Consider the following 25,087-nt stretch of genomic DNA (forward strand, 5'->3'; position numbering starts at 1 on the left):
AGTGTCCTCCGCGCGCAGACAAACCGCAACGGGTGGAGTGGAATCGACACATGAGCACAGCCGCATCTGCCACCGGTCCCAACGAGCCCCGTGACGACACCGCAGGTACGACCAGCACCGAGACCGTCGTCCTGGGCCTGCGCCCGCTCGAACCAGCCGAGGTCGTCGCGGTCGCGCGTCACGGCGCTCGTGTCGAGGTGGCGCCGTCCGCGCTCGCAGAGGTCGCACGCTCGCGGGAACTCATCGAGCGCCTCGCCGACGATCCGAACCCGCACTACGGCATCTCGACGGGCTTCGGCGCGCTCGCAACGACGTTCATCGCACCCGAGCGGCGCGTGCAGCTGCAGGCGAGCCTCGTGCGCTCGCACGCGGCGGGCACCGGCCCGGAGGTGGAGCGCGAGGTGATCCGGGCGCTTCAGCTGCTCCGACTGCAGACTCTGACGACGGGTCGGACGGGCGTGCGCCCCGTTGTCGTTGAGACGTACGCGGCGATGCTCAACGCCGGTCTCACGCCGATCGTGCGCGAATACGGCTCGCTGGGCTGCTCGGGTGACCTCGCCCCCCTCTCGCACCTGGCGCTCGCCGCGACGGGCGAGGGCACCGTGCGCGACGCGACGGGCACCGAGGTGAATGCACGACACGCGCTCGACGCGGCGGGCATCGAGCCGCTTGTCCTGCGCGAGAAGGAGGGGCTCGCGCTCATCAACGGCACCGATGGGATGCTCGGGATGCTGCTGCTCGCGATCCACGACATCGAGATGCTGTTGACCACAGCCGACCTGGCGGCGGCGATGTCCGTGGAGAGCCAGTTCGCGACGGACGCCGTGTTCGCCGCCGACCTGCAGGCTCTGCGCCCGCAGCTCGGGCAGGGCGACTCGGCGGCGAACCTTCGGCGTTTCCTCGCCGGTTCACCCATCGTCTCGAGCCACCGCGGCGCCGACGACGGCCGAGTGCAGGATGCTTACTCGCTGCGCTGCTCCCCTCAGGTGCACGGCGCGGCCCGCGACACGGTCGCGCACGCGGCGCTGATCGCGTCGCGGGAGCTCGCGTCCGCGGTCGACAACCCGGTTGTGGCGGTGGATGGGCGGGTCGCGTCGAACGGCAACTTCCACGGGGCGCCCGTCGCGTATGTGCTCGATTTCCTTGCCATCGCGGTGGCCGATGTGGCAAGCATCTCCGAGAGGCGCACCGATCGCGCACTCGACCCGGCCCGCAACCGCGGGCTGCCGCCGTTCCTCGCCCACGAGGTCGGCGTCGACTCCGGCCTCATGATCGCGCAGTACGCGGCGGCCGGCATCGTGTCGGAGCTCAAGCGGCTCGCAGCGCCAGCATCGGTCGACTCGATCCCGTCGTCGGCAATGCAGGAGGACCACGTGTCGATGGGCTGGGCCGCAGCGCGAAAGCTGCGCCGCGCCGTCGACGGACTCGGAAGGGTGCTCGCCATCGAGGTGCTCACCGGGTCGCGCGCGCTGCAACTGCGAGGGCCTCTCGAGCCGGGGCCCGCGACCGCAGCCGTCAGCGCCCTCGTCGCCACAGTCTCCGCCGGTGCCGGACCCGATCGCTTCCTCAGCCCCGAGATGGAGGCCGTGGCCGAACTCGTGCTCTCCGGCGAGGTCGCCCGCACCGCACTGGAGCATTCGACCGCGAGCTGACGGGCACCGCTTCGCAGCTCGCGGGACAAGGGCACCTGGTGACAAGGGCGCCTGAGGACGAGGGCACCCGGAGAGAAGTTTTGGCGATTCCCGTGCTTTCCGGCGATCCGGTGCACCACAATCAGTGTGGGCGCCGTATACCTCAACCTTCCCTGCCGGCCGTTTGTGGCACCTCGCCGCTCCCCTATCGAGAGGGCCTCCATGTCGAGTCCGAACCCCACATCCCCCACCACTCCTCCCGCATCCGGAGGCTCGCGCTCCGGGTTCTCGCGCAGGTCGTTCGTAGCTGGCGCGGCCTGGTCCGCACCCGTCGTCGCCATCGCAGCCGCTGTGCCATTCGCCTCAGCGTCTGGCAGCTGCACGGAGCAAGCGCAGGTCGATTGGGCTACCACTTTCGTCGCAGCTGCTGACAAGCGGAGCGGGCAGGGCGAATCCGTGACGCCAACGGGCGCCGTCGTCACCTACACGGTCGCTGTCACGACGGGCCCGAACATCGAGATCCCGGCTACGTCCGACAACCTGAACTCCACCTCATCAGGCGTGTTCCTCGGCGACCGCCAGACCGTCGCCTCAGCGGACAAGGAGTTCGACGCCGCCTATATGCAGAGGGCAACCGTGACCTTCGATCGGCCTGTCACGAAGGTCAGCTTCCGCATTTTCGACGTCGATGGCAGCACTTTCTACCGCGAGCACCTCCGAGTGGTCAGCGTTCCCGAAGCGGTCGGGATCCCGGGCGGCGGCGAGAACACCAGGGTCGAGTTCGATCCACTGTCCAACACGTTCCGCCCAATAGACGACGAAGCAATCGGGCAGGTCCTCGCGGGTTCAGTGGGCTACGAAATTACCGGCCCGACGACTTCCTTCACAGTGGAACTTACGACTCCTCGGACAGCAGTACCGCCGCAGGGCGTCCTGAGTCACGGAGTACGAATGACAAACATCGCGTACACAACTGCCTGCGCCCTCGCGTAGCTTCCAGCGCTTGGCTACTGAGCCGGCGGAACCTCGTCCCACCCCTGCTGCGGGGTTTCGCAGGTGTCGCGGAAGACGTACTGCGACGGCAGCTTCCGCTGATGCGACGACCAGTCGATGGCGGGGCGACGCTGCTCTTTGGGGAGGTAGCCGAGCCGGTAGACGGCCATGAGCTCGAACTCATCCGGCACCTTGAGGAGGTCGACGATCTTGTCCCATTGGCCGGGCACTTCCATGGGGAAGGAAACGAACTGGATGCCCATGCCGATCTCGCCCGTGGTGAGCCAGATGTTCTCCATGGCGGCGCCCATGCTGAACACGGAGTAGAACGACGACAGCTCCCCTGGCCTGTACTCGGCGCGGTCGAGCATGACGCCGAGCAGCAGCGGGGATCCGGCGACGAGCTTGCGGTTTTCCTCACCGAGCGTGTTTGGCACGCGCAGTGAGTTCATGAGGAACTGCCCTCGCTTCGTGAAGACCTGGCTCGTGAACGGGCGAAGCGGCGCGGGGAGCTTGTCGAAGAGCATCCCGTCTCGACGATCCTCCATCTCCTGCTTGCTGAAGCGGAAGTACGGCTTGTAGCGCTCGAAGAAGGTGCCGTTGCTCATCGCGGTCGTCATGCTCTCGCCACTGATGCTCGCGATGGCCTCGATCGTCTCGCGCGCCTCCACGACCACGAACCGCCACGGCTGGCTGTTCAGCTGCGAGGGCGCACGTCCGGCGACCTCCATGAGGAGGCGCTGATGTTCCTCGCTGACGGGGTCGGGGAGGAAAGGGCCGTTCGTGGTCTTGCGGCGTCGCAGAACGTCGAGGAATTCCATGCGCTGAGTCTGTCGCATCCGCCTGAAACGTATGCCGAGCGATCACTGCCGGCGGAACGCCCCTCCATCACTCACCTTGAACAGCAATTCCACCGGCAGCGATCGCCGTCGACACGGGGCCACGGGGTCACGCGGGCACGTCGACACGGGGGGCACGCGGGCACGTCGGCACGGGGGGCACGCGGGCACGTCGACACGGGGTCACGCGGGCACGGGGCGCGTCAGCGGCGAGCGGATGCTGACCGAGCGGATGCGCGGAGCGCGAGCGCGTAGAAGGGCGCAGCCGCGAGGGCGATGGCAGGGTGGCGCCGTGAGTGCGTGCCGGCGAAGGGGATCGCGGCGAGCGGCACCGCGGTCGGCAGCAGCAGCTTCCCGGCCCGGCGGCGGCTCTCGTCACGGCTCGCGAGAAGCGCGATGCCCGCGGCGAGCGTCAGCGCGGACGTGCAGATGTAGAGCGCGTGGTGGATCCAGTGCCAGCGCCCCGTGCGCACGACGCCCGTGGCGACCCCTGCACCGAGGGCGCAGTTGGCGGCGTAGCTGGTCGTCGCGGCGACCAGCAGCGGGGGCACGTTCACGTCGCCGAACCTACACCGGCGGCCTGGAGCGAACGCCGGGCCGGCGCAAGAAGCTGAAGCCGGCGCAGGAAGCTGGAGCCGTTCATTCGCCGCGGGTCGAGCATCCGCTCATCTCTGTGGTGTGAGCGTCTCGTCGCGGGTCAGCAGCAGGCGGTACGGGAACTGTTGCCGCACGAGCCACCCCTCCGGAACGGCCGCCCGCAGCTCGGGGGCCGTGTAGCTGCGGCGGATGGACAACGTCCCGTCGTAGTGAACGAACGAGCCCCGGTCGAGGGGCTTCGTGGCGACGCCGAACGCGGCGAGCGCGAGGCGTCCGCGCTCGATGTCGCTGTGCAGGGAGAGCGGGGCGAGGGCCGCGCTGTCGGCGAGGAGGCTGGCGAGCGCAGCCGGGTCGAGGTGGTGCAGCAGGTGGTTGGAGGTGACGATGTCGAACCGCTCCCCCGCTGCCACGAGCTCGCCGCTCGACGCCGCCCGAAAGTCGACGCCGCGCCGTGTGAGCCCGCGCGACTCCACGAACTCGTGCGCCCGCTCGTCCGGGTCGATCGCGGTCACCTCGAGGCGGAGCCCGTCGCGCGCCGCCCACGAGGCGAGGGCGAGCGGAATATCCCCTCCCCCGAAGCCGATGTCGAGCAGCCTGGATGCGCGCTGCCGGTCGAGCAAGGGCCGCACGTCGCGCAGGTACACGCGCCGCCACCCCGCGACGAGCGCGTTCACGGCGCGGAACTGCGCGTACGTCGCGAAGAGGCGGCCACGGTCGCAAGCGGGGTCGTCCATGAGCTCAAGCGAGCTCGTGTCGCGCGTCAACGGGCGAAGCGCTGAAAGCACGGGAGGCCTCACAGCTCTGGCCCTCCCTGCTCGGCTGCGGCGAAGACGACGTCGCGGACCGCAGCGCGGCCGCCTGCCGCCCAGGTCTCGAACCTCATGCGCGCATCCGCGTGAACCTGCCGACTTCGACGGTGAGGCCGGGCCCGAACGCCATCGCGCAGAGCGCTTCACCGGCTCCTTCGAGGTGGGTGTCGTCAGCGCCTTCCGACAGGAGCCGCTCGAGGATGAACAGCACGGTCGCGCTCGACATGTTGCCGTAGTCCCGCAGCACGCCGCGTGACGGGGCGAGCTGCTCGTCGGTGAGCCCGAGGGACTGCTCGACCTTGTCGAGGATGCTCCGCCCGCCCGGGTGAATCGCCCACAGTGGCGTCTCCGACGGCACGGTCGGCGCGAGGAGCGGTTCGACGACATCGCCGATTGACGCGCCGATGATGCTCGGCACGTACCCGGAGAGACGCATCCGGAACCCACTGTCGCCGATGGTCCACGCCATCTCCGACTCGCCTTCGTCGGTGATGGTGCTCTCGAGGGCGTCGATGGTCAGGATGCTCGCTCCGGCCGGGGCAGGGCGCGCGGTCACGAGCGCTGCCGCGGCGCCGTCGGCGAAGACGGAGGTCGCGACGATCTGCTCGGGGTCGTTGGAGCTCGTCAGGTGGATGGTGCACAGCTCGACGCACACGATAAGCACGACTGCGTTCGGGTCGGCGCGAGCGAACGCATCCGCTGCCCGCAATGCGGGGAAGGCGCCGTAGCAGCCCATGAAGCCGAGGTGGAAGCGCTGCACGCGCGGTGACAGCCCGAGCCCGCGCACGATCTCGTAGTCGGGGCCGGGCGCGTAGAAGCCGGTGCACGAGACGGTGACGACGTGCGTGATGTCGGCCGCGTCGAGGCCGCTGCCGTCGAGGGCCGCTCGGGCGGCACCGAGTAGCAGTTCGGGCACGCGCTCGGCGTAGAGCTGATTGCGGGCGCCTGTGGACGCGTCGAGGACGAGCCCGTCGGCAACAAGCGCTGAGTCGGTGCCGCCGGCGAGCGCGTCCACGACCGTGTGTCTGCGTTCGATCGCCGAGCCGTCGAACGCCGCGCCGATGAGGCGGGCACCGAGGCGGTTGATGCCGGGCTGACCTGCGAACAGGTCGCGGGCCTGGGTCTGCGGCAGCTCGGTCGGGGGCACTGCGGTGCCGATGCTGCGGATGTGCACGCTCACGCCACGACCGTACGCCCCGCATCCTGGGAGTGCCGCGAGGCGCCGCCCCGCACGATCGCTGCCCGACGCGACCACCGCCCTCTCGCCCGATCACTGCCCGGCGTTTCCCCCGCTACGGGGCGCGCCAGAGAGTGAAACGCCGGGCAGCGATGCGTCCGTCACGCGCGGGGCGGGGCGGGGCGCCGCTACTCGCCGGGGTAGGTCATGAGGTCGCCGGTGATCGGCACCTGGTTGGCGCGCTCCCCAGCGTTCGTCTTGTCGACCTTGTACGCCTTGCCCTGTTCGCCGGCGTCGAGGGCAGCCTGTGAGGTGACCTGGCCGTCGAGCGTGAACGTGTCGAACACGAACGGCAGCCCGTTGGAGGCGAGGGGGTTCGGGGAGTCCATGATGTGGAAGTGGAGGTGCGGGGCGTCGGTGTTGCCGGTGTTGCCGAGCAGGCCGAGGCGGTCTCCGCGGGCGAGCTGCTGCCCGACTTCGAGCTCGAAGACGTTGCCGGCTTTGAGGTGCGCGTAGAAGGCGTAGTTGCCGCCGCCGATGTCCTGCACGACGTAGTTGCCGCCGTATTCGTCGAGGGTGAGCGTGGGACCTGGGGCGGTGCCGGCTCTCTGCTCGGCGCGGTCGCTTGTGATTGCGACGATGGGCCCGTCGGCGACGGCGATGACGTTCTCGCCGAAGCCCGGGTAGCTGCGCGCGTTGTCGCGGGCACCGTCGTAGAGGTTCATCGTGGGGGTGAGCTTGACGTAGTCGATCGCCCACCGTTCGGGCGCCCAGTAGGTGCCGTTGATGGGGCTGACGGCACCACGGTGCGCGGTGAGCCCGCAGCAGCCGTTGGCGTCGAGCCAACCGCTGCCCGTGAGGGGCGGCCCGATGACGGCAACCTCGCGTTTGTCGACGCCGACCGCCTGCGTCGTCTGCTCGATCGTCTTCTCGTAGAGAGGCGGCTGCGCCTTGGGCATCTCGACAGTGACGGTGTGTTCGATTCGGTCGGGCACTTCGGCGTCGGATGCGACAGTCGCGTCCATCCACACCGTCGCGTTCTGACCGGGGCCGAGCTCGAGCCCACCACCGTCTGTGGCGCCGGGGACGCGCATCACGTCGTTGAGGTCGTCGCCCTCGAGTTCCTGCAGCACCGACCCGCCTGCGCTCGCCTCGACCGCCTTGATGGCGACCTTCGACGGCGACCCGTTGGTGAGCTGCAGCTCGTAGGCGAAGTGGATGCGCTCATCGGTTCCGAGCACGGGGATCGGCTCGGCGAGCGCGGAGACCACAACGGGCGTGAACTGCTCGCCGATCGTGCCAGGGCCCGGTTCGGCCGGCGGTGTCTCGCTGACGGCGGTTGGCGCATCTGCCCCAATGGTGAGGGCCGGGCTGGCCGAGCAGGCGCTCAGGACGAAAAGGCCTGCCGCCGCGAGCGCGGCAGAGAAGACACGCGCGTTCCCCGCCCTGATGCCGGTCATGGCTTGAGTTTAGGCTCGCGGCCGGGGGCCCGCCAGAGAGCGGTGGTCATGGTTTTGCGGTGTCCCGTGCTTCGGGAAACGAGGCCACGCGTGTCGGCGCGCGAGGCTCCCCGGTGCCCACTCGACCCAAGCCAGTTGGCGCCTATTGACACCAGCTGGCGTCGCCCCTAGGTTTGGTGACACGTGTTACCCACATCCAGAATGTGATCGATCACAACACTGGACAACCACGACGCTCGAAGAGCTCGCGCTAGACCGAACATTTGACGAAGGAGTCAACATGACGTCGCATCCAGAACCCGAAGCCGCGGCAGGTGACGTGCGCGCAGCTGTCGGCAGCGCGCCGATCTCCGACGCAGTCAGCGCCCCCGTCGCGGACGTGGTGGAGGAAACTCCCGTTCGCCTCCGCGAACGCATCTCCTACGCCACGGGTGACATCGGCGGCAACCTCATCTTCGCCACGGTCTCCTCGTTCGTGCTCTTCTACTTCACGGACACCGTCGGCATCGGCGCCGCCATCGCCGGCACGATTATCCTGCTCGGCCGAGTGCTCGACGGCACGATGGATCTCGTCGTCGGCACGCTCATCGACAAGACGCAGACCCGCTGGGGCAAGGCGCGCCCCTAAATCCTCCTCAGCACACCGATCGTGACGCTCGCGTTCGTCGGCCTCTTCAATGTGCCGGCGGGACTGAGCTCGACGGGTCAGGAGATCTACGCCTTCGTCTTCTACTTCCTGTGCCTCGCGATCGGCTACACGGGCTCGAACCTCGCCTACCACACGCTCCTCTCCGTCATCACCTCTGACGGCAAGACACGCGTTTCGCTGACCGTCATGCGCACGTTCGCGGCGCTCCTCGCGACGCTCCTGGTGAACTTCTTCACCATCCCGATCGTCGGTCAGTTCGGCGGCGGCCAGACGGGCTGGTCGGTCACTGTGGCGATCTACGCGGCCATCGCCGCCATCACGTTCATCGTCGTCTTCCTCGGCACGAAAGAACGCGTCACCACCACAGTCGAAGCCGACCGCAGCTCTTCACGTCCCGTGCTCGAGCTCATCCGCATCCTGCTCAAGAACAAGTACTTCTACCTGGGCTTCGCGCTCTTCTTCACGCAGTTCCTCGCCTCCGGTGTGGGCAGTGTCGGTATCTACTTCGCCAAGGATGTTCTCGGTAACCCGAACCTCTACAGTTTCTTCAGCCTCGCGACCATGGGCCCACTGCTCATCGGCATGTGGTTCATGCCGGCGATCACAGCTCGCTTCGGCAAGCGCCTGCCCTTCCTCGTCGGCTCTGCGCTGGCCGTCGTCGGGCTCGGGATCGCGCTCATCGACCCGACGAACTTCACAATGGTCATCGCGGGCAGCATCGTCCGATCGATCGGCACCATCCCCGTATCCGCGGCTCTCTTCGCGCTCGTCGCCGACATCGTCGACTATGGGGAATGGCGCACGGGCGTTCGAGTGGACGCGATGACGTACTCGGCCGCGACGGCGGGCCAGAACCTCGGCGCGGGTGTCGGAGCGGCGCTCGTCGGCTGGCTGCTCGCGGCAAGCCAGTACGACGGCGCGGCTGCCACGCAGCTCCAGTCGGCGATCGACATGGAGATCTTCCTCTTCCTGGGGCTGCCACTCATCGTCTACGCCCTGCAGTTCGTCATCGCGATTTTCCTCAACATCGACCGGTACCAGCCGGGCATGTCCGAGGACCTGCGCCTGCGGAGAACGGGCGCGATCCGCATCCCGCAGAACTGACCGCGCACGTCCACCAGCACCCTCACGAGAGAGCAGGCCAGCACATGGCACGAGAACCCTTCAACCGCGGCTGGACCGTGAAGCCCAAGACCAGCATCTTCGCGCAGATCGGCGGTGCCGGCTCCGAGGGGGTGGAGGTCGACCTGCCGCACGACGCGCTCTTCGGCGAGCAGCGATCCGCGGCCAACTCGGGCAAGAACGCCTACTTCCCGAGCGGAACCTACGAGTACTCGAAGAGCTTCGAGGTGCCCACCGAATACCGGGGGAAGCGTGTCTCGGTCGAGTTCCAGGGCGCCTACCGTGACGCGGTCGTGTTCGTCAACAATGCCTATGCCGGCCAGCGACCGTTCGGGTACTCGGCGTTCACCGTCGACCTCGACGACCACCTCGAGTACGGCACCGACAACACCATCCGGGTCGAGGTGCGCTCCCACGACGACTCTCGTTGGTACGCGGGGGCGGGCCTTTACCGCGACGTGACGCTGATCGTCACGGACCTCGTGAAGATCGCGAACTCGGGACCCCAAGTCACGACGCCGGACATCGACGCGGACCGGTCGATCGTCGAGCTGGCGGTGCCACTCGAGAACCACTCACCGAATCGGGCGACCCCGGTCGTGAGCACAGAGATCCGGGACGGGCAGGGTGCGCTCGTCGCTTCCGGAACGACGCCCACGACCCTTCGTGCCGGAGCTGCTACGACGGCCCGGCTGCGCCTCCACATCACGGACCCCACCCTCTGGAGCGTGGACACTCCCCACCTCTACACCGCCGTGACGACGCTTGTCGACGGCGGCACCGAGGTCGACTCGCGAAGCACGACATTCGGGGTGCGGCGGCTTCAGCTCGACCCCGTCTTCGGGCTCCGCATCAACGGAGTCGCCACAAAGCTGCGCGGCGCGTGCATCCATCACGACAACGGGCTGCTGGGAGCCGCGGCGATTCGACGAGCGGAGGAGCGCAAGATCGAGCTTCTCAAGGGCGCAGGGTTCAACGCCATCCGCATGTCCCACAACCCCGCCAGCTCTGCCCTCCTGGATGCCTGCGACCGGCTCGGCATGCTCGTCATGGACGAGACCTTCGACGTCTGGACCGAGAGCAAGTCGTCGTTCGACTACTCCCTCTCCTTCCCAGAGTGGTGGGAACGGGACATCGAGGCGTTCGTCGCGAAGGACTTCAACCACCCGAGTGTCATCTTCTACTCGATCGGCAACGAGATTCCCGACACGGGCAACCCGCTCGGCTCCGAGTGGGGGCGCCGGCTTTCGGAGAAAGTGCGCGAGCTCGACGGCACGCGTTTCATCACCAACGGGGTCAACGGATTCGTCTCGACGCTTCCCACGCTGCTGCCGCTGATGAAGAGCCGGAGCCAGAACGCGGAACCAGAAGGCGGGGTCAACGGCGCCGGCGAGATGATGAACCAGGTCAACGCATCCGAGCTCGTTACGAAGGCCACGGAGGAATCGTTCGGCGTGCTGGACGCCGCCGGCCTGAACTATGGCGACTCCCGCTACGAGCTGGACAAGGAGCTGTTCCCGAATCGCGTCATCATCGGCACGGAGACGTTCCCCCCGAACATCGACCGCAACTGGAAGCTCGTGCAGGAGCACAACCACGTCCTGGGAGACTTCACCTGGACCGGATGGGACTACCTGGGCGAAGTCGGCATCGGTCGGAATCAGTTCCTCGATGAGCAGCCGCAGTTCGAGGCACCGTTCCCGTGGCTGACGGCCTGGTGCGGCGACCTCGATCTGACCGGCTTCCGCCGTCCCGCCTCCTACTACCGAGAGATCGTGTTCGGTCTCCGAACCGCACCCTACCTAGCGGTCGTCAGACCTGAGGCAGTGAGCCGCGAAGTCCGCCTCGGACAATGGGCCTGGTCCGAGTCGATCAGCAGCTGGGATTGGGCCGTCGACGAGGAGACACCGATGCAGGTGGAGGTGTACTCCCCCTCGGAGACGGTTGAGCTCGTGGTGAATGGGAGGTCGGTCGGCACGGCGCAGGCAGGGCCGGAAAACCGCTTCCGAGCGACCTTCGACCTGCCATACGAGCGGGGAGTCATCGAGGCATTTGCCGTCGTCGGAGGCGAGCGCGCCGAGTCCGTGTCGCTGCGGTCGCATGACGGCACCCCGAGCCTCAGCGTGTCAACAGATCGCAGCACGCTCGACGCGGACGGAGGGGACCTCGCCTACGTCGACATCGAGCTTCGGGACACGAACGGCGTGCTCGTCACCTCAGAGCCGCGACGCGTTACCGTGCAGGTCGAGGGTGCTCGACTCGAGGCGCTCGGCAGCGGGAAGCCGGACAACACGGAGCGCTTCGACGAACAGACGCACGCAACCTTCGACGGCCGTCTGCAGGCGATCATCCGCCCGACAGGGCCGGGGCCCATCACGGTCTCAGTCCGTGCAGACGATGCTGAGGCGGTGACGCTGCAGCTGGCCGCACGGTAGCCATGGCCCCGCGCGGAGACGCGAGCACCTGCGCGCGGGGCACACGTCACGTGGTCTCTCGCGTGACCACCTCGAACGGGGCGAATGCGCGCGGGGCGGGGCCGACGTCGGCCCCGAGGCGCTCTTCGAGTTCACGTGCCAGCGCCTCGACGAGCGGCTCCCAGGTCGTTCGGACACTGGAAAGCGCGGGCGACCAGAGAGCCCCCGTCGCCGTGTCGTCGACGCCGATGACAGACATGTCGGCCGGTACCGAAACACTGCGTTCTCGCGCGCCGGCAAGCAGCGCCAGGGCGACGTCGTCGTTGTAGCAGGCGACGGCCGCGGGGGCACGGTCGCTCATGATCTCGGCAACGGCCGCCGCTCCGCCCTCGCGGGTCAGCGGCACGCGCACGAGCTTGGGCGCGGGCAACCCGTTCTCTTGGCTGTACTCCTCAAGCAACGCCAGCCGCGACGGCCCGTAGGGGTCGCTCCGCGCGTCGGAGATGGCCGCGAACCACAGCTGCCGCGGTCCGCGGCGCAGCAGCTCAACGATCTGCAAGCGAGCGATACCGCCGTCGCTCACCGCTGACGAATCACGGTCCGCGGGGACAACCAGCACACCCGCCGCCGTGAGATCCCCCGATTCGGCGCTGCTCAGGACACCGAGATCGACAACCGCGAGCGGTTGGAGCGCCTGGACGGCCGCGACGGAACTGCCCGGAGATTGCGTCGCGAACCGAACGACGACGTTGCCGCCGATGGTTCGCGTACGCTGCACAACCGACTCCACAGCATCCTGGAGGTTGCTGCCGAAGGTCGCGTTCGGCACGAGCACGACAACCGTGCCCGACGTCCCCATGACCAGAGACCTCCCGGCTGGAGAGGGGCGGTAGCGAAGCTCCCGTGCGGCTTCCAGAACGCGCTCCCTCGTCGCCTCGGGGAAGCGTTCGATCTTTCCGTTCAGGATGTTGCTCACCGTCGAGCGTGAGACTCCTGCGAGGCGCGCCACATCGAAGCTGGTCGCAGGTTTGTCCGTGGTGGAGTCGGTCGCCATCAGCCCATTGTGTCCGACGCAGGCTCCCACGCACACGCAACCACGCGCTCGCCGGTCGCAACAGGCCAGCGGGTCGGAGATAATCACCCCATGCCAGCCCAAGAGCGCCCCGTCGCAGTTCGTGCCGCGAGCGTCTTCGATGTCGCGAAGACGGCCGGCGTCTCGCACCAGACCGTCTCCCGCGTGCTCAACAACCACCCGAGCGTGCGTGAGACGACGCGGGCGAAGGTGCTGGATGCGATGCGCGAGCTCGATTACCGCCCGAACCTCGCGGCCCGCACCCTGTCGTCGAAGCGAAGCCGAACGCTCGGCGTCATCTCGACGTCGAAGGGCGAGTTCGGGCCGGCGTCGAGCATCTCAGCGATCACCGAGGCGGCCCGCTCGCGCGGGTACAGCACGATCATCGAGTACGCCGACGAGCTGTCGCCGACCTCGGTGGATGCGGCCCTCGCGAGCCTCGCGGAGCTCGCGGTCGAGGGCATCGTCGCGGTGGCCCCACAAACCCGGGTGCTCGAGGCACTGCAGTCGACGCGCACGAGCATCCCCTTCGTGACGGTGCAGAACCGCGAGACGCTCGATGGAGTCGAAGTGGCGTCTGACCAGTTTCGTGGGGCGCAGCTCGCGACCGACCACCTGCTTGACCTCGGCCACACGCAAGTGGTGCACCTCGCGGGCCCGAGCGACTGGCTGGACGCCACATCGCGCCTCCACGGGTATGAGCACGCGATGGCCGCGCGAGAGCTGACCTCCCGGCACGTCAACGCGGGCGCCTGGACCCCGGCCGCCGGGTACGACGCGGGCCGCGAACTGCTCGCCTCCGATGCGACCGCGATCTTCTGCTCAAACGACCAGCTCGCGCTCGGCGTCCTGCACGCGGCACACGAGCTTGGCGTCGAGATACCGGGCCGAGTCAGCCTCATCGGCTTCGACGACATCCCGGAAGCGGCGCACTTCTGGCCGCCGCTCACCACTATCCGGCAGGACTTCTCGGTCGCCGGACGCCGCTGCGTCGAGCAGCTGCTGGACGACGGGGATGCGACGCCCGCCACGGAGCTGTCGCTGGTGGCACGCGCATCCACGGGTCACAACCCGATCTAGCGACTGACGCGGTCGAGCAGTGCGCCTCGCGCCAGGACGCGTCTCGGCCTGTAGCGCGCCCGGATTTGGGGACGCGCCCCCAGTTCCCTTTTCGAGGTTCCTGTCGTAGTCTTTCCCCAAGATGTGATCGATCACATTAACTCGAGGCACAGCCAAAGGAGACCTGCCGACGATGAGCGAGCCAACCGAAACGCGCGAAGCAGCAGAGCGCGACACCTACGTCATCGGCGTCGACTACGGGACCCTCTCGGGCCGTGCCGTCGTCGTTCGCGTGCGGGACGGCGCCGAGCTCGGCGTCGGTGAGCTGCCATACCCGCATGCCGTGGTCGATGAGCAGCTGCCGGCAACCGGCGAGAAGCTCCCGCCCGAGTGGGCGCTGCAGGTGCCGAGCGACTATGTCGACGTGCTCAAGGTCGCCGTGCCCGCCGCCATCGCCGACGCGGGCATCGACCCGGCGGATGTCATCGGCATCGGCACCGACTTCACGGCCTGCACGATGGTGCCGACGCTCGCCGACGGCACGCCCCTCAACGAGGTCGCCGGCTTCGAAACCCGCCCGCACGCCTATGTGAAGCTCTGGAAGCACCACGCCGCGCAGCCGCACGCCGACCGCATCAACGATCTCGCCGAGCTCATGGGCGAGAAGTGGCTCGCCCGGTACGGCGGCCTCATCTCGAGCGAGTGGGAGTTCGCGAAAGGCCTCCAGCTCCTCGAGGAAGACCCCGAAGTGTACGCTGCCATGGACCACTGGGTCGAGGCAGCCGACTGGATCGTCTGGCAGCTCACCGGCACCTACATCCGCAACGCCTGCACGGCCGGCTACAAGGGCATCCTGCAGGACGGCGAGTACCCGAGCCGCGAGTTCCTCGCCGCCCTCAACCCCGGCTTCGCAGGCTTCGCAGACGACAAGCTCGCCCACGAGATCGGCCAGCTCGGCGACGCCGCCGGCACGCTCTCCGCCGAGGCAGCAGCGTGGACCGGCCTGCCCGCGGGCATCGCGGTCGCGGTCGGCAACGTCGACGCGCACGTCACAGCCCCAGCAGCCGCGGCAACCGAGCCGGGCCAGATGGTCGCCATCATGGGCACCTCCACCTGCCACGTCATGAGCTCGGACAAGCTCGCCGAAGTGCCAGGGATGTGCGGGGTCGTGGACGGCGGCATCGTCGCGGGACTCTACGGCTACGAGGCCGGCCAGTCGGGCGTGGGCGACATCTTCGCCTGGTACGTCGAGAACCAGGTGCCCGCCCGCTACGAGCGCGCGGCGGCGGAACTCGGCATCTCGGTGCACGAGCACCTCACGAACCTCGCGGCCACGCAGCCGGTTGGCGCGCACGGCCTCGTCGCCCTCGACTGGCACAGCGGCAACCGCTCGGTGCTCGTCGACCACGAGCTCTCAGGCTTGCTCGTCGGCGCGACGCTCGCAACGAAGGCCGAGGACGTCTACCGCGCCCTCCTCGAGTCGACGGCGTTCGGCACACGCAAGATCGTCGAGACGTTCAACGCCTCCGGGGTCCCGGTCACCGAGTTCATCGCGGCCGGCGGCCTCCTCAAGAACGCGTTCCTCATGCAGACCTACAGCGACATCCTCGGCATGCCGATCTCCACGATCGACAGTGCGCAGGGACCGGCGCTCGGCTCGGCGATCCACGCCGCGATCGCCGCAGGCGCGTATCCCGATGCACGTGCAGCGGCCGCCGCCATGGGCCGGGTGACGCGCGCCAAGTACACGCCGAACCCCGACGCGGTGGCCGCCTACAACGAGCTGTACGCCGAGTACGACCTGCTGCACGACCACTTCGGACGGGGTGCGAACCAGGTCATGAAGCGCCTCAAGCGGCGCCGCCGCGAGGCGCTCGCCGGCGCATCGACAGCGGAGGCAGCCGAGGCAGCCGCATCCATTGCCGCCGCCGCAGACCCATCCACATCCGCGCCCGCAACCCACGAGGAGGTCAGCGCGTGAGTATCCAGACCCAGACCATCACTGCCGAGACGCAGGCGAGCATCGACACCATCCGCGCCGAGGTCGCCTCGCTGCACGACGAGCTCGTGCGCTACGGGCTTGTCGTCTGGACGGGCGGCAACATCTCGGGGCGCGTGCCAGGCACGGACCTGTTCGTGATCAAGCCGTCCGGCGTCAGCTACGACGACCTCGCGGCAGAGAACATGATCCTCTGCACCCTCGACGGCGCGGTCGTTCCTGGCACCCCCGGCTCGGACCGTTCACCCTCGAGCGACACGGCGGCGCACGCCTACGTGTACCGCAACATGCCGGAGGTTGGCGGGGTCGTGCACACGCACTCCGACTACGCCGTGGCCTGGGCGGCGCGCGGCGAGCCGATCCCCTGTGTCATCACGGCGATGGCGGATGAGTTCGGCGGGGAGATCCCCGTCGGCCCGTTCGCGATCATCGGCGACGACTCGATCGGCCGCGGCATCGTCGAGACGCTCCGCGGGCACCGCTCGCGGGCTGTGCTCATGAAGAACCACGGCCCGTTCACGATTGGGAAGGACGCCCGCGACGCCGTCAAGGCGGCCGTCATGGTCGAGGACGTCGCCCGCACCGTGCACATCTCCCGCCAACTCGGGAGCCCGGAACCCATCCCCCAGCAGGCCGTCGACTCGCTGTTCGACCGCTACCAGAACGTCTACGGACAAGACCCGACAGGAGCCCTCAGTTGAGCGCACTCACCACTTCCTTCGACGCCTACGAGATCTGGTTCTTCACCGGCAGCCAGGGCCTCTACGGCGAGGAGACGCTGCGTCAGGTCGCGGAGCAGTCGCAGGCCATCGTCGAGACTCTCAACGAGTCGCCGAACACGCCCGTGAAGATCGTCTGGAAGCCGGTTCTCACTGACTCCGACGCGATCCGCCGCGCTGCCCTCGAGGTCAACTCGAACGACAACGTCATCGGCATCGTCGCGTGGATGCACACCTTCAGCCCCGCGAAGATGTGGATCCAGGGCCTCGACGCGCTCGCGAAGCCGCTCCTGCACCTCCACACGCAGGCCAACGTGGAGCTGCCGTGGGCCGACATCGACTTCGATTTCATGAACCTCAACCAGGCGGCGCACGGTGACCGTGAGTTCGGGTACATCCAGACGCGCCTCGGCATCCCCCGCAAGACGGTTGTCGGCCACGCGTCGAGCACAAGCGTGACGCGGCAGATCAACAGCTGGTCGCGCGCCGCGGCCGCATGGCAGGCCGTTCGCACCATGAAGCTCGCGCGCTTCGGCGACAACATGCGTTTCGTCGCCGTCACGGAGGGCGACAAGACCGAGGCCGAGCTGCGCTTCGGCGTGCAGGTCAACACGTGGGGCGTCAATGAGCTCGCCGACGCCGTCGCCGCGGTCGATGACGCGGCCGTGGATGCACTCGTCGCCGAATACGAGGAGCTGTACGACGTCGCCCCCGAGCTGCGTCTCGGTGCGGAGCGCCACCAGTCGCTGCGAGACGGCGCGGCCATCGAGCTGGGCCTGCGGTCGTTCCTCGAGGCCGGCGGATTCAGCGCGTTCACGACGAGCTTCGAGGACCTCGGGGCGCTCAAGCAGCTCCCGGGTCTCGCCGTGCAGCGCCTCATGGCCGAGGGCTACGGCTTCGGCGCGGAGGGCGACTGGAAGACGGCCATCCTCGTGCGCGCCGCGAACGTCATGGGTGCTGGCCTGCCAGGCGGCGCGAGCCTCATGGAGGACTACACGTACGACCTCACGGAGGGCAGCGAGCTCATCCTCGGCGCGCACATGCTCGAGGTGAGCCCCTCGCTGACGACGGCCAAGCCGACCCTCGAGGTGCATCCGCTCGGCATCGGCGGCAAGGACGACCCGGTGCGCCTCGTCTTCACGGCCGACCCGGGCCCCGCGGTTGTCGTCGCGCTCAGCGACATGCGCGACCGCTTCCGCCTCGTCGCGAACGTCGTCGAGGTCGTCGAGCCGACTGCTCCCCTGCCGAAGCTGCCCGTCGGGCGCGCCGTGTGGAAGCCGGAGCCCTCGTTCGAGGTGTCGGCCGCCGCCTGGCTGACCGCGGGCGCCGCGCACCACACGGTCATGTCGACGGCCGTTGGTATCGACGTGTTCGAGGACTTCGCGACGATCGCGAAGACCGAGCTGCTGCGCATCGACGCCGACACCACGCTGCGCGAGTTCAGCAAGGAAGTGCGCTGGAACCAGGCCTACTACCGCCTCGCGCAGGGCCTCTAAGCAGGGCGGCATCTGCCCGGTATGCGCGCCGGCAGAGCCGCCCCGAGATCGGGGCCGACGACGCGCCTCCTTGCGTCGGCGGCCCCAAACAACGACCACGTGGTGGCGCCACTCTTCTCAGGAGAGGGCCAACGGCGCCACCCCGTGGCGCACCTCTTTGCGCCTCCCACATCCCGCCCCCGCTGCGTCTCCTCCCCCGCTGCGTCTCCTCCCGCCTCCCGCCGGAGATGACAGACCTGGGCCATGCGCATCCAGTTCTCTGAAAACGGATGCGCAACCCCCAGGTCTGCAGAGGGCCCCGGCGCAGACCTGGGGGTAGTGCAGGCAACTTGCGCGGCGCGGATGCGCAAAGCCCAGGTCTGCAGGAGGGAACGGCGCGGGGGTGGGGCGGGCGCGGCGCAGCAGGAGCCCGGCGCGGCGCAGCAGGAGCCGGGCGCGGCGCAGCGGGGACTGCGCGGAGCAGTCCGTGCTCCTGGCCTACTTGCTCCGCTGCTGGGCGGGCCCCGTGCTCTCGCGGAGCACAACCGCGGGCAGGTCGGACGAGAACCGTCGCGACGTGTCGCCGGAGATGGCCTCTCGCAGCAGTTCGAAGGCGCGCTTGCCGAGCCCGACGAAGTCCTGGTGCACGGTCGTGAGCGCTGGCGACCACATGGCGGCCAGCGGATGGTCGTCGAAACCGGCGACGCTCACATCTGCCGGCACCCGAAGGCCTCGGTCTGCAAGGCCCTTCACGACGCCCATCGCGATCTCGTCATTGCCGCAGAAGACCGCCGTCACGGCGTCGTCGTCCGCGAGTTGCAGGCCAATCTGCCGGCCCGACTCTGGCAGCCAGCTCGCCTTAAAGGGCGTGGGAATCTCGGCGCCCGCATCCTTCAACGCACGGCGCCACCCCGTGGTGCGGCCGTCTTCCCGACGGGATGGGGGCACCATGACATGGTGCACAGTCCTGTGCCCGAGCTCGAGCAGGTGCTCAACGAGAGCCTGGGCCGCCTTCTGCTCGTCGAGGATCGCCTGCGGGACCTCGCGCGTGCGCACCCCGGAGATCGCGACCGTCGGCAGGTCGCGGGGAAGCTTCGCGAGCGCCGCCACCCCAGGCGGGTCGAACTTCAGCACCACCACGCCGGCGGGCCCTTGATCCTGCACAAGCGAGATCGCACGGCTCACCTCGACGGGGTCTGGTGACTCGATGACGGTGATCGTGACGGTGTATCCGTCGGCGCGGGCCTCCTCTTCGACTCCGCGGATGGTCTGCGCGTAGCCGTATTGGGAGGTGTTGCCCGCGACGATCGCGATCGTGTGCGACTGGCGGGAGGCGAGGGCGCGCGCCGTGGCGCTCGGGCGGTAGTCGAGCAGCTCGATGGCTTCGAGCACACGCTGCGCTTTCTCCTGGCTCACCTTCGCCGAGCCCGTGAGCACGCGCGAGACGGTGGGTACGGAGACGCCGGCCACGCGTGCGACGTCGGCGATCACCGGCACCCGCGACGCCTTCGTGCTGCCCATGCTCCCCCTCGTTCTCTTCCCCGCCGAGTATCCCCCGAAATCGCGTGCGAGTGGGCTCACTTGACAGCGCCGCTGGTGACGCCGGAGATGATCTTGCGCTGCGCGAAGATGAAGACAATGAGCAGCGGCAGGCTCATGAGGATGATGTAGGCGAAGATCAGATGCCAGTTCTGCAGGTAGAGCCCGGCGCTGGCGACCTGGAAGAGGTTCAGCGGGAGGGTGTCGAGCCTGCCGCCGATGACAAACAGCGCGTAGAAGACATCGTTCCAGACGTACAGGCAGATGAGGATGGTCGCAGTCGCGAGCACGGGCATGAGCAGCGGCAAGATGATCGTGACGAACACGCGCACGGGCCCGGCCCCATCGATGCGGGCGGCCTCTTCGAGCTCCTTCGGGATGGTACGCACGAAGCCGGTCACGAAGAAGACGACGGTCGACAGGTACATGCCCATGTACACGCCGATCATCCCGACGGGCGTTCCCGCGAGCCCAAGCTGACGCAGCAGGAGCACAACCGTGACAACGGCGGGAGGCAGGATGATGCCGCTGATCGCGAGCGCGTAGACCACCGCCAGCCCCCGGCTCGAACGGCGGGCGAGAATCCAGGCCGCCATGGAGCCGAGCACCAGCACGCCGAGCACGGCGGGAATCATGATCAGCAGGCTGCCGAGGAACGCGGGCAGCATGCGCCCATCCGCGAATACCTGCGCGAAGTTCTCGAAAAGCTGCCACTCGGACGGTGGCGCGAGATTCGGATTGAGAGCCTCAGCCTGGTTCTTGCCCGCGGTGCTGATGACCAGCCAGAACGGAACGCCGAGGAGGAGGAAGGTCACCAGCAGGGCAACAGTCGGCTGCACGAAGCGCAGGAGCTTGCGCCTCGAAGCCTGACGCAGGCCGGAGTCGGTCACGGCGCTCATACGATGTCCTCTCGTTTGCGAAGGAAGCGGATGATCGGGAAGGCGAGCACCGCGACGAGCATGAAGAGGATCAAGCTCATGGTGGTCGCCTGGGCGAAGAGCCCCTGGCCGAAGGTCCGGAAGATGAAGATGTTGAGCAGCTCGGTGGTGCCGCCTGGCCCGCCCTCTGTTGTGGCCTGCACGATGTCGAAGCCGTTCATGGATCCGAGCAGGGCGGTCGTGAAGTTGAAGGTGACAGCCGGAGCGAGCAGCGGGAAGCGGATGTAGCGGAACGTCTGCCACCACGTGGCGCCGTCCAGCCTGCTCGCATCCATGAGCTCCTCGTTGATGGTCTTGAGGCCGGCCAAGTAGATGAGCATGGAGAGGCCCATCCACTTCCAGGAGTGCACGAGCGCGACGACGACGATCGTCCAGGTGGTGTCGCCGAGCCAGGCCGTCGTGACCGGTTCCGCGGTGAAAAGGCTCAGGATCTGGTTCAGCGCACCTTCCGGCTTCAGCAGCGCCTGGAAGACGTAGCCGACGGCAAGCGCCGACATGATGACGGGGATGAAGAACATGACTCGGGCGAACCGGTTGACCCTCGTGTCCTTCTCGAGGAGCAGCGCCAGGATCAGGCCGAAGAGGTTCTGGAAGATCGCGACGAGCACCGCGTAGACGAGCGTCACCCGCAGAGCCGTCACGAGCGTGCCGTTCGAGAACAGCGACTCGAAGTTGTCCGTGCCCACGAAGCTGATCTCCGAAGAGAAGCTCGACCAGTTGGTGAAGGCGTAGATGAAGTTGAAGATCGTGGGGATGAAGAAGAACACCACGAGAACAACAAGCGCGGGGATCAGGAACCAGAGCGGATGATCCTTCCGCTGCCCGATCGGGCGTTGCCCGAAGTGTCGGAACGAGGCGGGGATCACCGCTCGTTCTGCTTTGGCAGGACTGTTGCTTGACACGTCCTCGTGCCGCCTTTCCTCGTTGACTGTGGTGGAGCAGCGTGCCGGGTGGACTTACCCACCCGGCACACCCGGTGCTAGAAGCCGGTGGCGCCTTGCGCCTTGGCGAGCTCCGCGAACTGGTCCTGCGAGGCCTGGGCGACCTCCTGCGGGGTCTTTGTGCCCTGGATCATGTCGGCCAGGTAGATGTAAAGGTCGGGGTTGGCGATGGCGAGTGCCTGCATGGAACCGACCGAGGTCGAGAGCGAGTCGCTCACCTCGAGCAGCGCATCCGGCACCGTCGACGGGGTTGTTGCACCGGTGACAAGCGAGACCGTGTCCTGCGAGTCGATGAAGCCCTGGTACCCGTCGCCCATCCAGTAGGAGAGGAGCTGTCGGGCTGCCGACTCGCGCTGGGCGTCGCCCGTCTTGAAGGCGACAAGCGCGTTGCCCTGGTCAGGGATGAAGGTGCCGACGTTGCCGGACGGCGCGATCGGGAAGAAGCCGATGTCCTCGTTCAGGGTGGCCGAGTCGGTCTTGGCCTGCAGCTGGTTGAAGAAGGAGTTCACCTGGACAACCATGGCAGCGTCGCCGGCGAGCAGGGCGTCGCCCTGGTCTTCGAACGTGGCCGTCTTGATGTTCTCGTTGAAGAGGCCTTCCTCGATGAGGCCGTTGTAGTTCTCGATTGCCCCGAGGATGGTCGGGTCGGTGAACTTCTCCTCGTTGGTGTTCACTCGGTCCCAGAGCCCGTCGGCTGCGGCGTCGGCAAGCTGGACCTGCACCCACCACTGCGTCGCCCAACGGTCAGCACCCATCTCGTAGAAGGGCGTCACGCCCTGGCCCTTGAGCGTGCGGCCGAGCTCGATGAACGAGTCCCAGTCGGTCGGCACCTCGGTGATGCCGGCCTCTTCGAAGACCTGCTTGTTGTAGTAGACGCCCTGCACGGCTGGCGTGGTGATGAGGGCGGCGTACCTCGTGTCGTCGAGGATGCCCGTGATGTCCTGCAGGTCCGGCTCCACCGAGTCGAGCCACGGCGCCCCCTCGAGCGACTGCAGGTTCTGGCTCGCGTTAAGCGCCGTCAGCTGCGACGCCGTCGGCTGCCAGAACGCGATGTCCGGCTTATCACCGGTCGCGACCTTGGTCTGGATGCCCTGCTCGTACGGGTCAGGAATGGTGACGACCTCAACGCTCGCGCCGGTCAGCTCCTCGAAGCCCGCGACAACCTCGTCTGGCATGCTGTTGGAGTCCTGCGCCGCCCAGATGGTGAGGTTGACGCCGGCCAGGTCGGCGTCCTGCGCCGCCCATTCCGCGGGGCCGGTGTCGCCGCCGCCAGCTCCCGGGTCCGAGCAGCCCGCGAGGGCAAGCGCGGCAACGGCGGCCATCGAGGCCGTTGCAAACAGTGCTTTCTTCATTGAAATGCGTCCTTATCTTTGCGCTGGTCAGACCAGAGAGGTCGACGAGTTGGTGGGGCTGAGGTGCACAGCTGACGTGAGGGTGAAGACTCTGGCGGCCGGTCCACCCGCGGGGGCATGAACGACGAGACTGCCAGATCCGGCGAACCACTCCGTGCGCCAAGCGGCGAGCGTCGTGGGGAACAGGACCTCAACCGAGAGGTCCTGTCCGGCGAGAGACGGGAAGGAGAGAGTCGTGCTGCCAGCAGTTTCGCCGCGATGCCAGACCGAGACTCGCGTCTCGGCTCCGGAGGTCAGCGCGAGCGACGTCCATTCGTCCGTCCAACCGGGAAGGCCAGTCGGCCAGCTCGGCGTGCTCGCGACGAGTTCATGCCGCAGGCCCTTGGCGACCGCGATGGATTCGCGCACGAGGGCAAGCTGGTCCTCATCCATCCGGTTCAAGTACCCGGAGAGGTAGAAACGACCGAGCAGGCCAGTGACCAGGCAGAACGCGACCTCCTCGAGGTTCATGTCGGGTTGCGGATACGCCCAGCTGGCCGCCTGCTCCGGCAGCATGACAAGCGGCGCGGTGACCGCGATCGGCGGGTAGGAGCGGAACTCCTGCTGGTCGGAGGTCGACTGCATCTGCGTGCGCGAGAGGACAGCGAAGTCGGTGCGCATCGCGCCCGAGCTGCAGCTCTCGATGACCAGTTCGGGGTGGCGCTCGTAGAGCCGATCAAGCCAGGCGAGGTGCGCGCGGTTGTGCTGCAGCAGCCCGTCGCCCGGGCTCACCGCGTTGAGGTCGGTGCCAACACCTGGATTGATGTTGTAGTCGAACTTGAAGAACCCCACGTCGAACTCGTCGACAAGGCGGTCGACAACTTCGTCGAGGTGCGCGACGGCGGCGGGGTGGCGGAGGTCAAGGTGGAAGCGCTCGTGCTGCTCGATGCGCTGGCCCGAACGCTGCAGGAACGCCTCGTCCGGAAGCGCGCCGGCGACCGGGCTCTTGACGCCGATCACCTCAGGCTCGAGCCAGAGGCCAGGCACCATTGCGTGGCTCAGGATGCGGTCGATGACCTCGCGGAGCCCGTTGGGGAAGCGCACCGTCGAGGGCTTCCATTCGCCGACGCTCGGCCACCACCATCCGCCGTCGTCGTACCAGCCGGCGTCGATGCAGAAGATCTCGGCTCCGGCCGCTGCCGCGGCGTCGATGAGGGGGAGGAGTCGCTCGGTCGTCGGATCCCCATCGAGCGTGTTCATGTAGTCGTTGAAGACCACTGGCATGGCGGCGTTGTCGACGTGCGGGAGGCGCATCCGGCGGCGGTACTCGGTGAGGGCGCCGATGGCAGCCGTGAAGGTATCGCCCACAGCGACAGCAGCCGGAACGGATTCGAAGCTCTCGCCCGGCTGCAGCACCGCGCTCCACGCGTGATCGAGGTCGGTCGGCCCCGCGAGCGTGATGACGCCTGCACCGGTGTTCTCGGCGACGTCCCACCGCCAACCGCCGTTGTGCTCGACCTGCCAGGCCCAGGCGAGCTTCGCCCCCACGTTCTCGATGCCCGCGACGGGCAACGAGCCGCTGGTCGACCAGGTGCCGTACGACGTCTCACTGTGCGAGCCCCTCGGGTCGTGGCCCGTGAGCTCCTCGTAGATGCGGGGAAGGAGTTCGTTTCTGACGCCACGTTCCTGCCAGCGACCTTCGCCGAGCCACTCGTTGCGCCCGGAGAGCAGCACCCACCCGTCGAGCGCATCCCCGGCTTCGATCGCTTCGGTGAATGCGGAGCTCCAGCTGGACACAGCCCGGAGGATCAGCGGGCGAGTTCCGCGATTCTCGACGGTGTTCGTTGCGCGGATGGCGCCGGAGCCGTTCGGAGAGATGAGCTCGGTGATCACCGTGACGGCGAGGTCAGCCGCCTCCTGGGTCAGGGTCAGCCGCTGAAGACTCGCCTCGTTGTGCTCCTCGTGCCGCACGTAGCGGAGGTCCCGGCCGACGACGGTGTGGTCGATGCGGCTGGAGACTGAGGTGTGGCCCGCCTCGACGGTCAGCACCTCGACAAACGGGACCTTCTGGGAAAGCGAGCGCTTCCCTTCCTTCGTCACGAGGGCCGCGAGCGAGACGCTTGACTCCGCATCCCACTGGAGCTCGATCGTGAGCGAGCCATCGCCCCACTGCAAGTTGTGTGTCACACCGTTCCCCATCGTCGCGGATCGTTCAGCCTGTCGGCGTGCTCCATTCTGATAGCGGTTTCAGGATCACGCAAGGGGCAATCTGAAAGCGATATCAATTTCCTGACGTCTTGTGACCGGATCCGGTGTTTTGCTG

18 protein-coding genes and 1 pseudogene are annotated in these 25,087 nt (G+C 67.8%); 8 read left to right on the forward strand and 11 right to left on the reverse strand.

Going from position 1 to position 25,087, the window contains the following annotated elements:
• Positions 1-50: 50 nt before the first annotated feature.
• Together hutH and C5B85_RS13820 are read left to right on the forward strand one after the other, a co-directional pair.
• The gene (gene hutH / locus C5B85_RS13815) at positions 51-1,652 is read left to right on the forward strand and encodes a histidine ammonia-lyase (protein ID WP_104286591.1); all 1,602 of its coding nucleotides are present in this window, start codon (positions 51-53) and stop codon (positions 1,650-1,652) included.
• Between the two features lie 201 nt (positions 1,653-1,853).
• Entirely contained in the window at positions 1,854-2,624 is a 771-nt protein-coding gene (locus C5B85_RS13820; RefSeq protein ID WP_104286592.1) for a hypothetical protein, read from the forward strand.
• 14 nt (positions 2,625-2,638) lie between these two features.
• Here the strand turns inward: C5B85_RS13820 and C5B85_RS13825 are convergent, their stop codons facing one another.
• The 5 genes from C5B85_RS13825 to C5B85_RS13845 form a co-directional block, all read right to left on the reverse strand.
• On the reverse strand, positions 2,639-3,445 hold the full coding sequence (locus C5B85_RS13825; protein ID WP_104286593.1) for a nitroreductase family protein: 807 nt from the start codon (positions 3,443-3,445) through the stop codon (positions 2,639-2,641).
• Positions 3,446-3,666: 221 nt separating this feature from the next.
• Positions 3,667-4,020, reverse strand: a complete 354-nt coding sequence (locus C5B85_RS13830; RefSeq protein ID WP_104286594.1) for a hypothetical protein — start codon at positions 4,018-4,020, stop codon at positions 3,667-3,669.
• Positions 4,021-4,128: 108 nt separating this feature from the next.
• Positions 4,129-4,857 carry a class I SAM-dependent methyltransferase gene (locus C5B85_RS13835; protein ID WP_308471340.1) on the reverse strand — a complete coding sequence of 243 codons (729 nt, stop codon included), beginning with the start codon at positions 4,855-4,857 and terminating at the stop codon, positions 4,129-4,131.
• 82 nt (positions 4,858-4,939) lie between these two features.
• Complete coding sequence (locus C5B85_RS13840; RefSeq protein ID WP_104286596.1) at positions 4,940-6,049, reverse strand: type III polyketide synthase; 1,110 nt, start codon at positions 6,047-6,049, stop codon at positions 4,940-4,942.
• A 185-nt stretch (positions 6,050-6,234) separates the two neighbouring features.
• Entirely contained in the window at positions 6,235-7,506 is a 1,272-nt protein-coding gene (locus tag C5B85_RS13845) for a M23 family metallopeptidase (protein WP_104286597.1), read from the reverse strand.
• 280 nt (positions 7,507-7,786) lie between these two features.
• On the opposite strand from C5B85_RS13845, the pseudogene C5B85_RS13855 reads away from it, so the two are divergent.
• A pseudogene (locus C5B85_RS13855) lies at positions 7,787-9,259 on the forward strand (MFS transporter).
• A 44-nt stretch (positions 9,260-9,303) separates the two neighbouring features.
• A complete protein-coding gene (locus C5B85_RS13860; protein ID WP_104286600.1) occupies positions 9,304-11,712 on the forward strand; it encodes a glycoside hydrolase family 2 TIM barrel-domain containing protein in 2,409 nt (802 codons plus the stop codon).
• 46 nt (positions 11,713-11,758) lie between these two features.
• Here C5B85_RS13860 and C5B85_RS13865 read toward each other — a convergent pair whose 3' ends face one another.
• Positions 11,759-12,745, reverse strand: coding sequence for a LacI family DNA-binding transcriptional regulator (locus C5B85_RS13865; RefSeq protein WP_104286601.1), 987 nt, complete (start codon positions 12,743-12,745; stop codon positions 11,759-11,761).
• Positions 12,746-12,835: 90 nt separating this feature from the next.
• Here C5B85_RS13865 and C5B85_RS13870 point away from each other — a divergent pair, with 90 nt between their 5' ends.
• The 4 genes from C5B85_RS13870 (at position 12,836) to araA (ending at position 18,036) form a co-directional block, all read left to right on the forward strand.
• A complete protein-coding gene (locus C5B85_RS13870) occupies positions 12,836-13,843 on the forward strand; it encodes a LacI family DNA-binding transcriptional regulator (RefSeq protein WP_104286602.1) in 1,008 nt (335 codons plus the stop codon).
• Positions 13,844-14,015: 172 nt separating this feature from the next.
• Positions 14,016-15,803 (forward strand): ribulokinase, encoded by a 1,788-nt coding sequence (gene araB / locus C5B85_RS13875; protein ID WP_104286603.1) that lies wholly within the window; start codon positions 14,016-14,018, stop codon positions 15,801-15,803.
• On the forward strand, positions 15,800-16,522 hold the full coding sequence (locus C5B85_RS13880) for an L-ribulose-5-phosphate 4-epimerase (RefSeq protein ID WP_374953100.1): 723 nt from the start codon (positions 15,800-15,802) through the stop codon (positions 16,520-16,522). The genes araB and C5B85_RS13880 overlap by 4 nt, the downstream gene beginning before the upstream one ends.
• Positions 16,519-18,036, forward strand: coding sequence for an L-arabinose isomerase (gene araA, locus C5B85_RS13885; RefSeq protein WP_104286604.1), 1,518 nt, complete (start codon positions 16,519-16,521; stop codon positions 18,034-18,036). Before C5B85_RS13880 ends, araA begins: the two co-directional genes overlap by 4 nt.
• 477 nt (positions 18,037-18,513) lie before the next feature.
• Here the strand turns inward: araA and C5B85_RS13890 are convergent, their stop codons facing one another.
• The 5 genes from C5B85_RS13890 to C5B85_RS13910 all read right to left on the reverse strand — a co-directional run bounded on the left by C5B85_RS13890 (position 18,514) and on the right by C5B85_RS13910 (position 24,951).
• Positions 18,514-19,536, reverse strand: a complete 1,023-nt coding sequence (locus C5B85_RS13890) for a LacI family DNA-binding transcriptional regulator (RefSeq protein ID WP_104286605.1) — start codon at positions 19,534-19,536, stop codon at positions 18,514-18,516.
• Between the two features lie 56 nt (positions 19,537-19,592).
• Positions 19,593-20,453, reverse strand: a complete 861-nt coding sequence (locus tag C5B85_RS13895; RefSeq protein ID WP_104286606.1) for a carbohydrate ABC transporter permease — start codon at positions 20,451-20,453, stop codon at positions 19,593-19,595.
• The gene (locus tag C5B85_RS13900) at positions 20,450-21,394 is read right to left on the reverse strand and encodes a carbohydrate ABC transporter permease (RefSeq protein ID WP_258070807.1); all 945 of its coding nucleotides are present in this window, start codon (positions 21,392-21,394) and stop codon (positions 20,450-20,452) included. Before C5B85_RS13900 ends, C5B85_RS13895 begins: the two co-directional genes overlap by 4 nt.
• A gap of 77 nt (positions 21,395-21,471) precedes the next feature.
• The gene (locus C5B85_RS13905; protein WP_104286607.1) at positions 21,472-22,785 is read right to left on the reverse strand and encodes an ABC transporter substrate-binding protein; all 1,314 of its coding nucleotides are present in this window, start codon (positions 22,783-22,785) and stop codon (positions 21,472-21,474) included.
• A 27-nt stretch (positions 22,786-22,812) separates the two neighbouring features.
• Positions 22,813-24,951 carry a glycoside hydrolase family 36 protein gene (locus C5B85_RS13910; RefSeq protein WP_258070808.1) on the reverse strand — a complete coding sequence of 713 codons (2,139 nt, stop codon included), beginning with the start codon at positions 24,949-24,951 and terminating at the stop codon, positions 22,813-22,815.
• Positions 24,952-25,087: the final 136 nt, after the last annotated feature.

Origin of the sequence: Pseudoclavibacter sp. AY1F1 (assembly GCF_002931075.1) — a bacterium.
Taxonomy (GTDB): Bacteria; Actinomycetota; Actinomycetes; order Actinomycetales; family Microbacteriaceae; genus Pseudoclavibacter.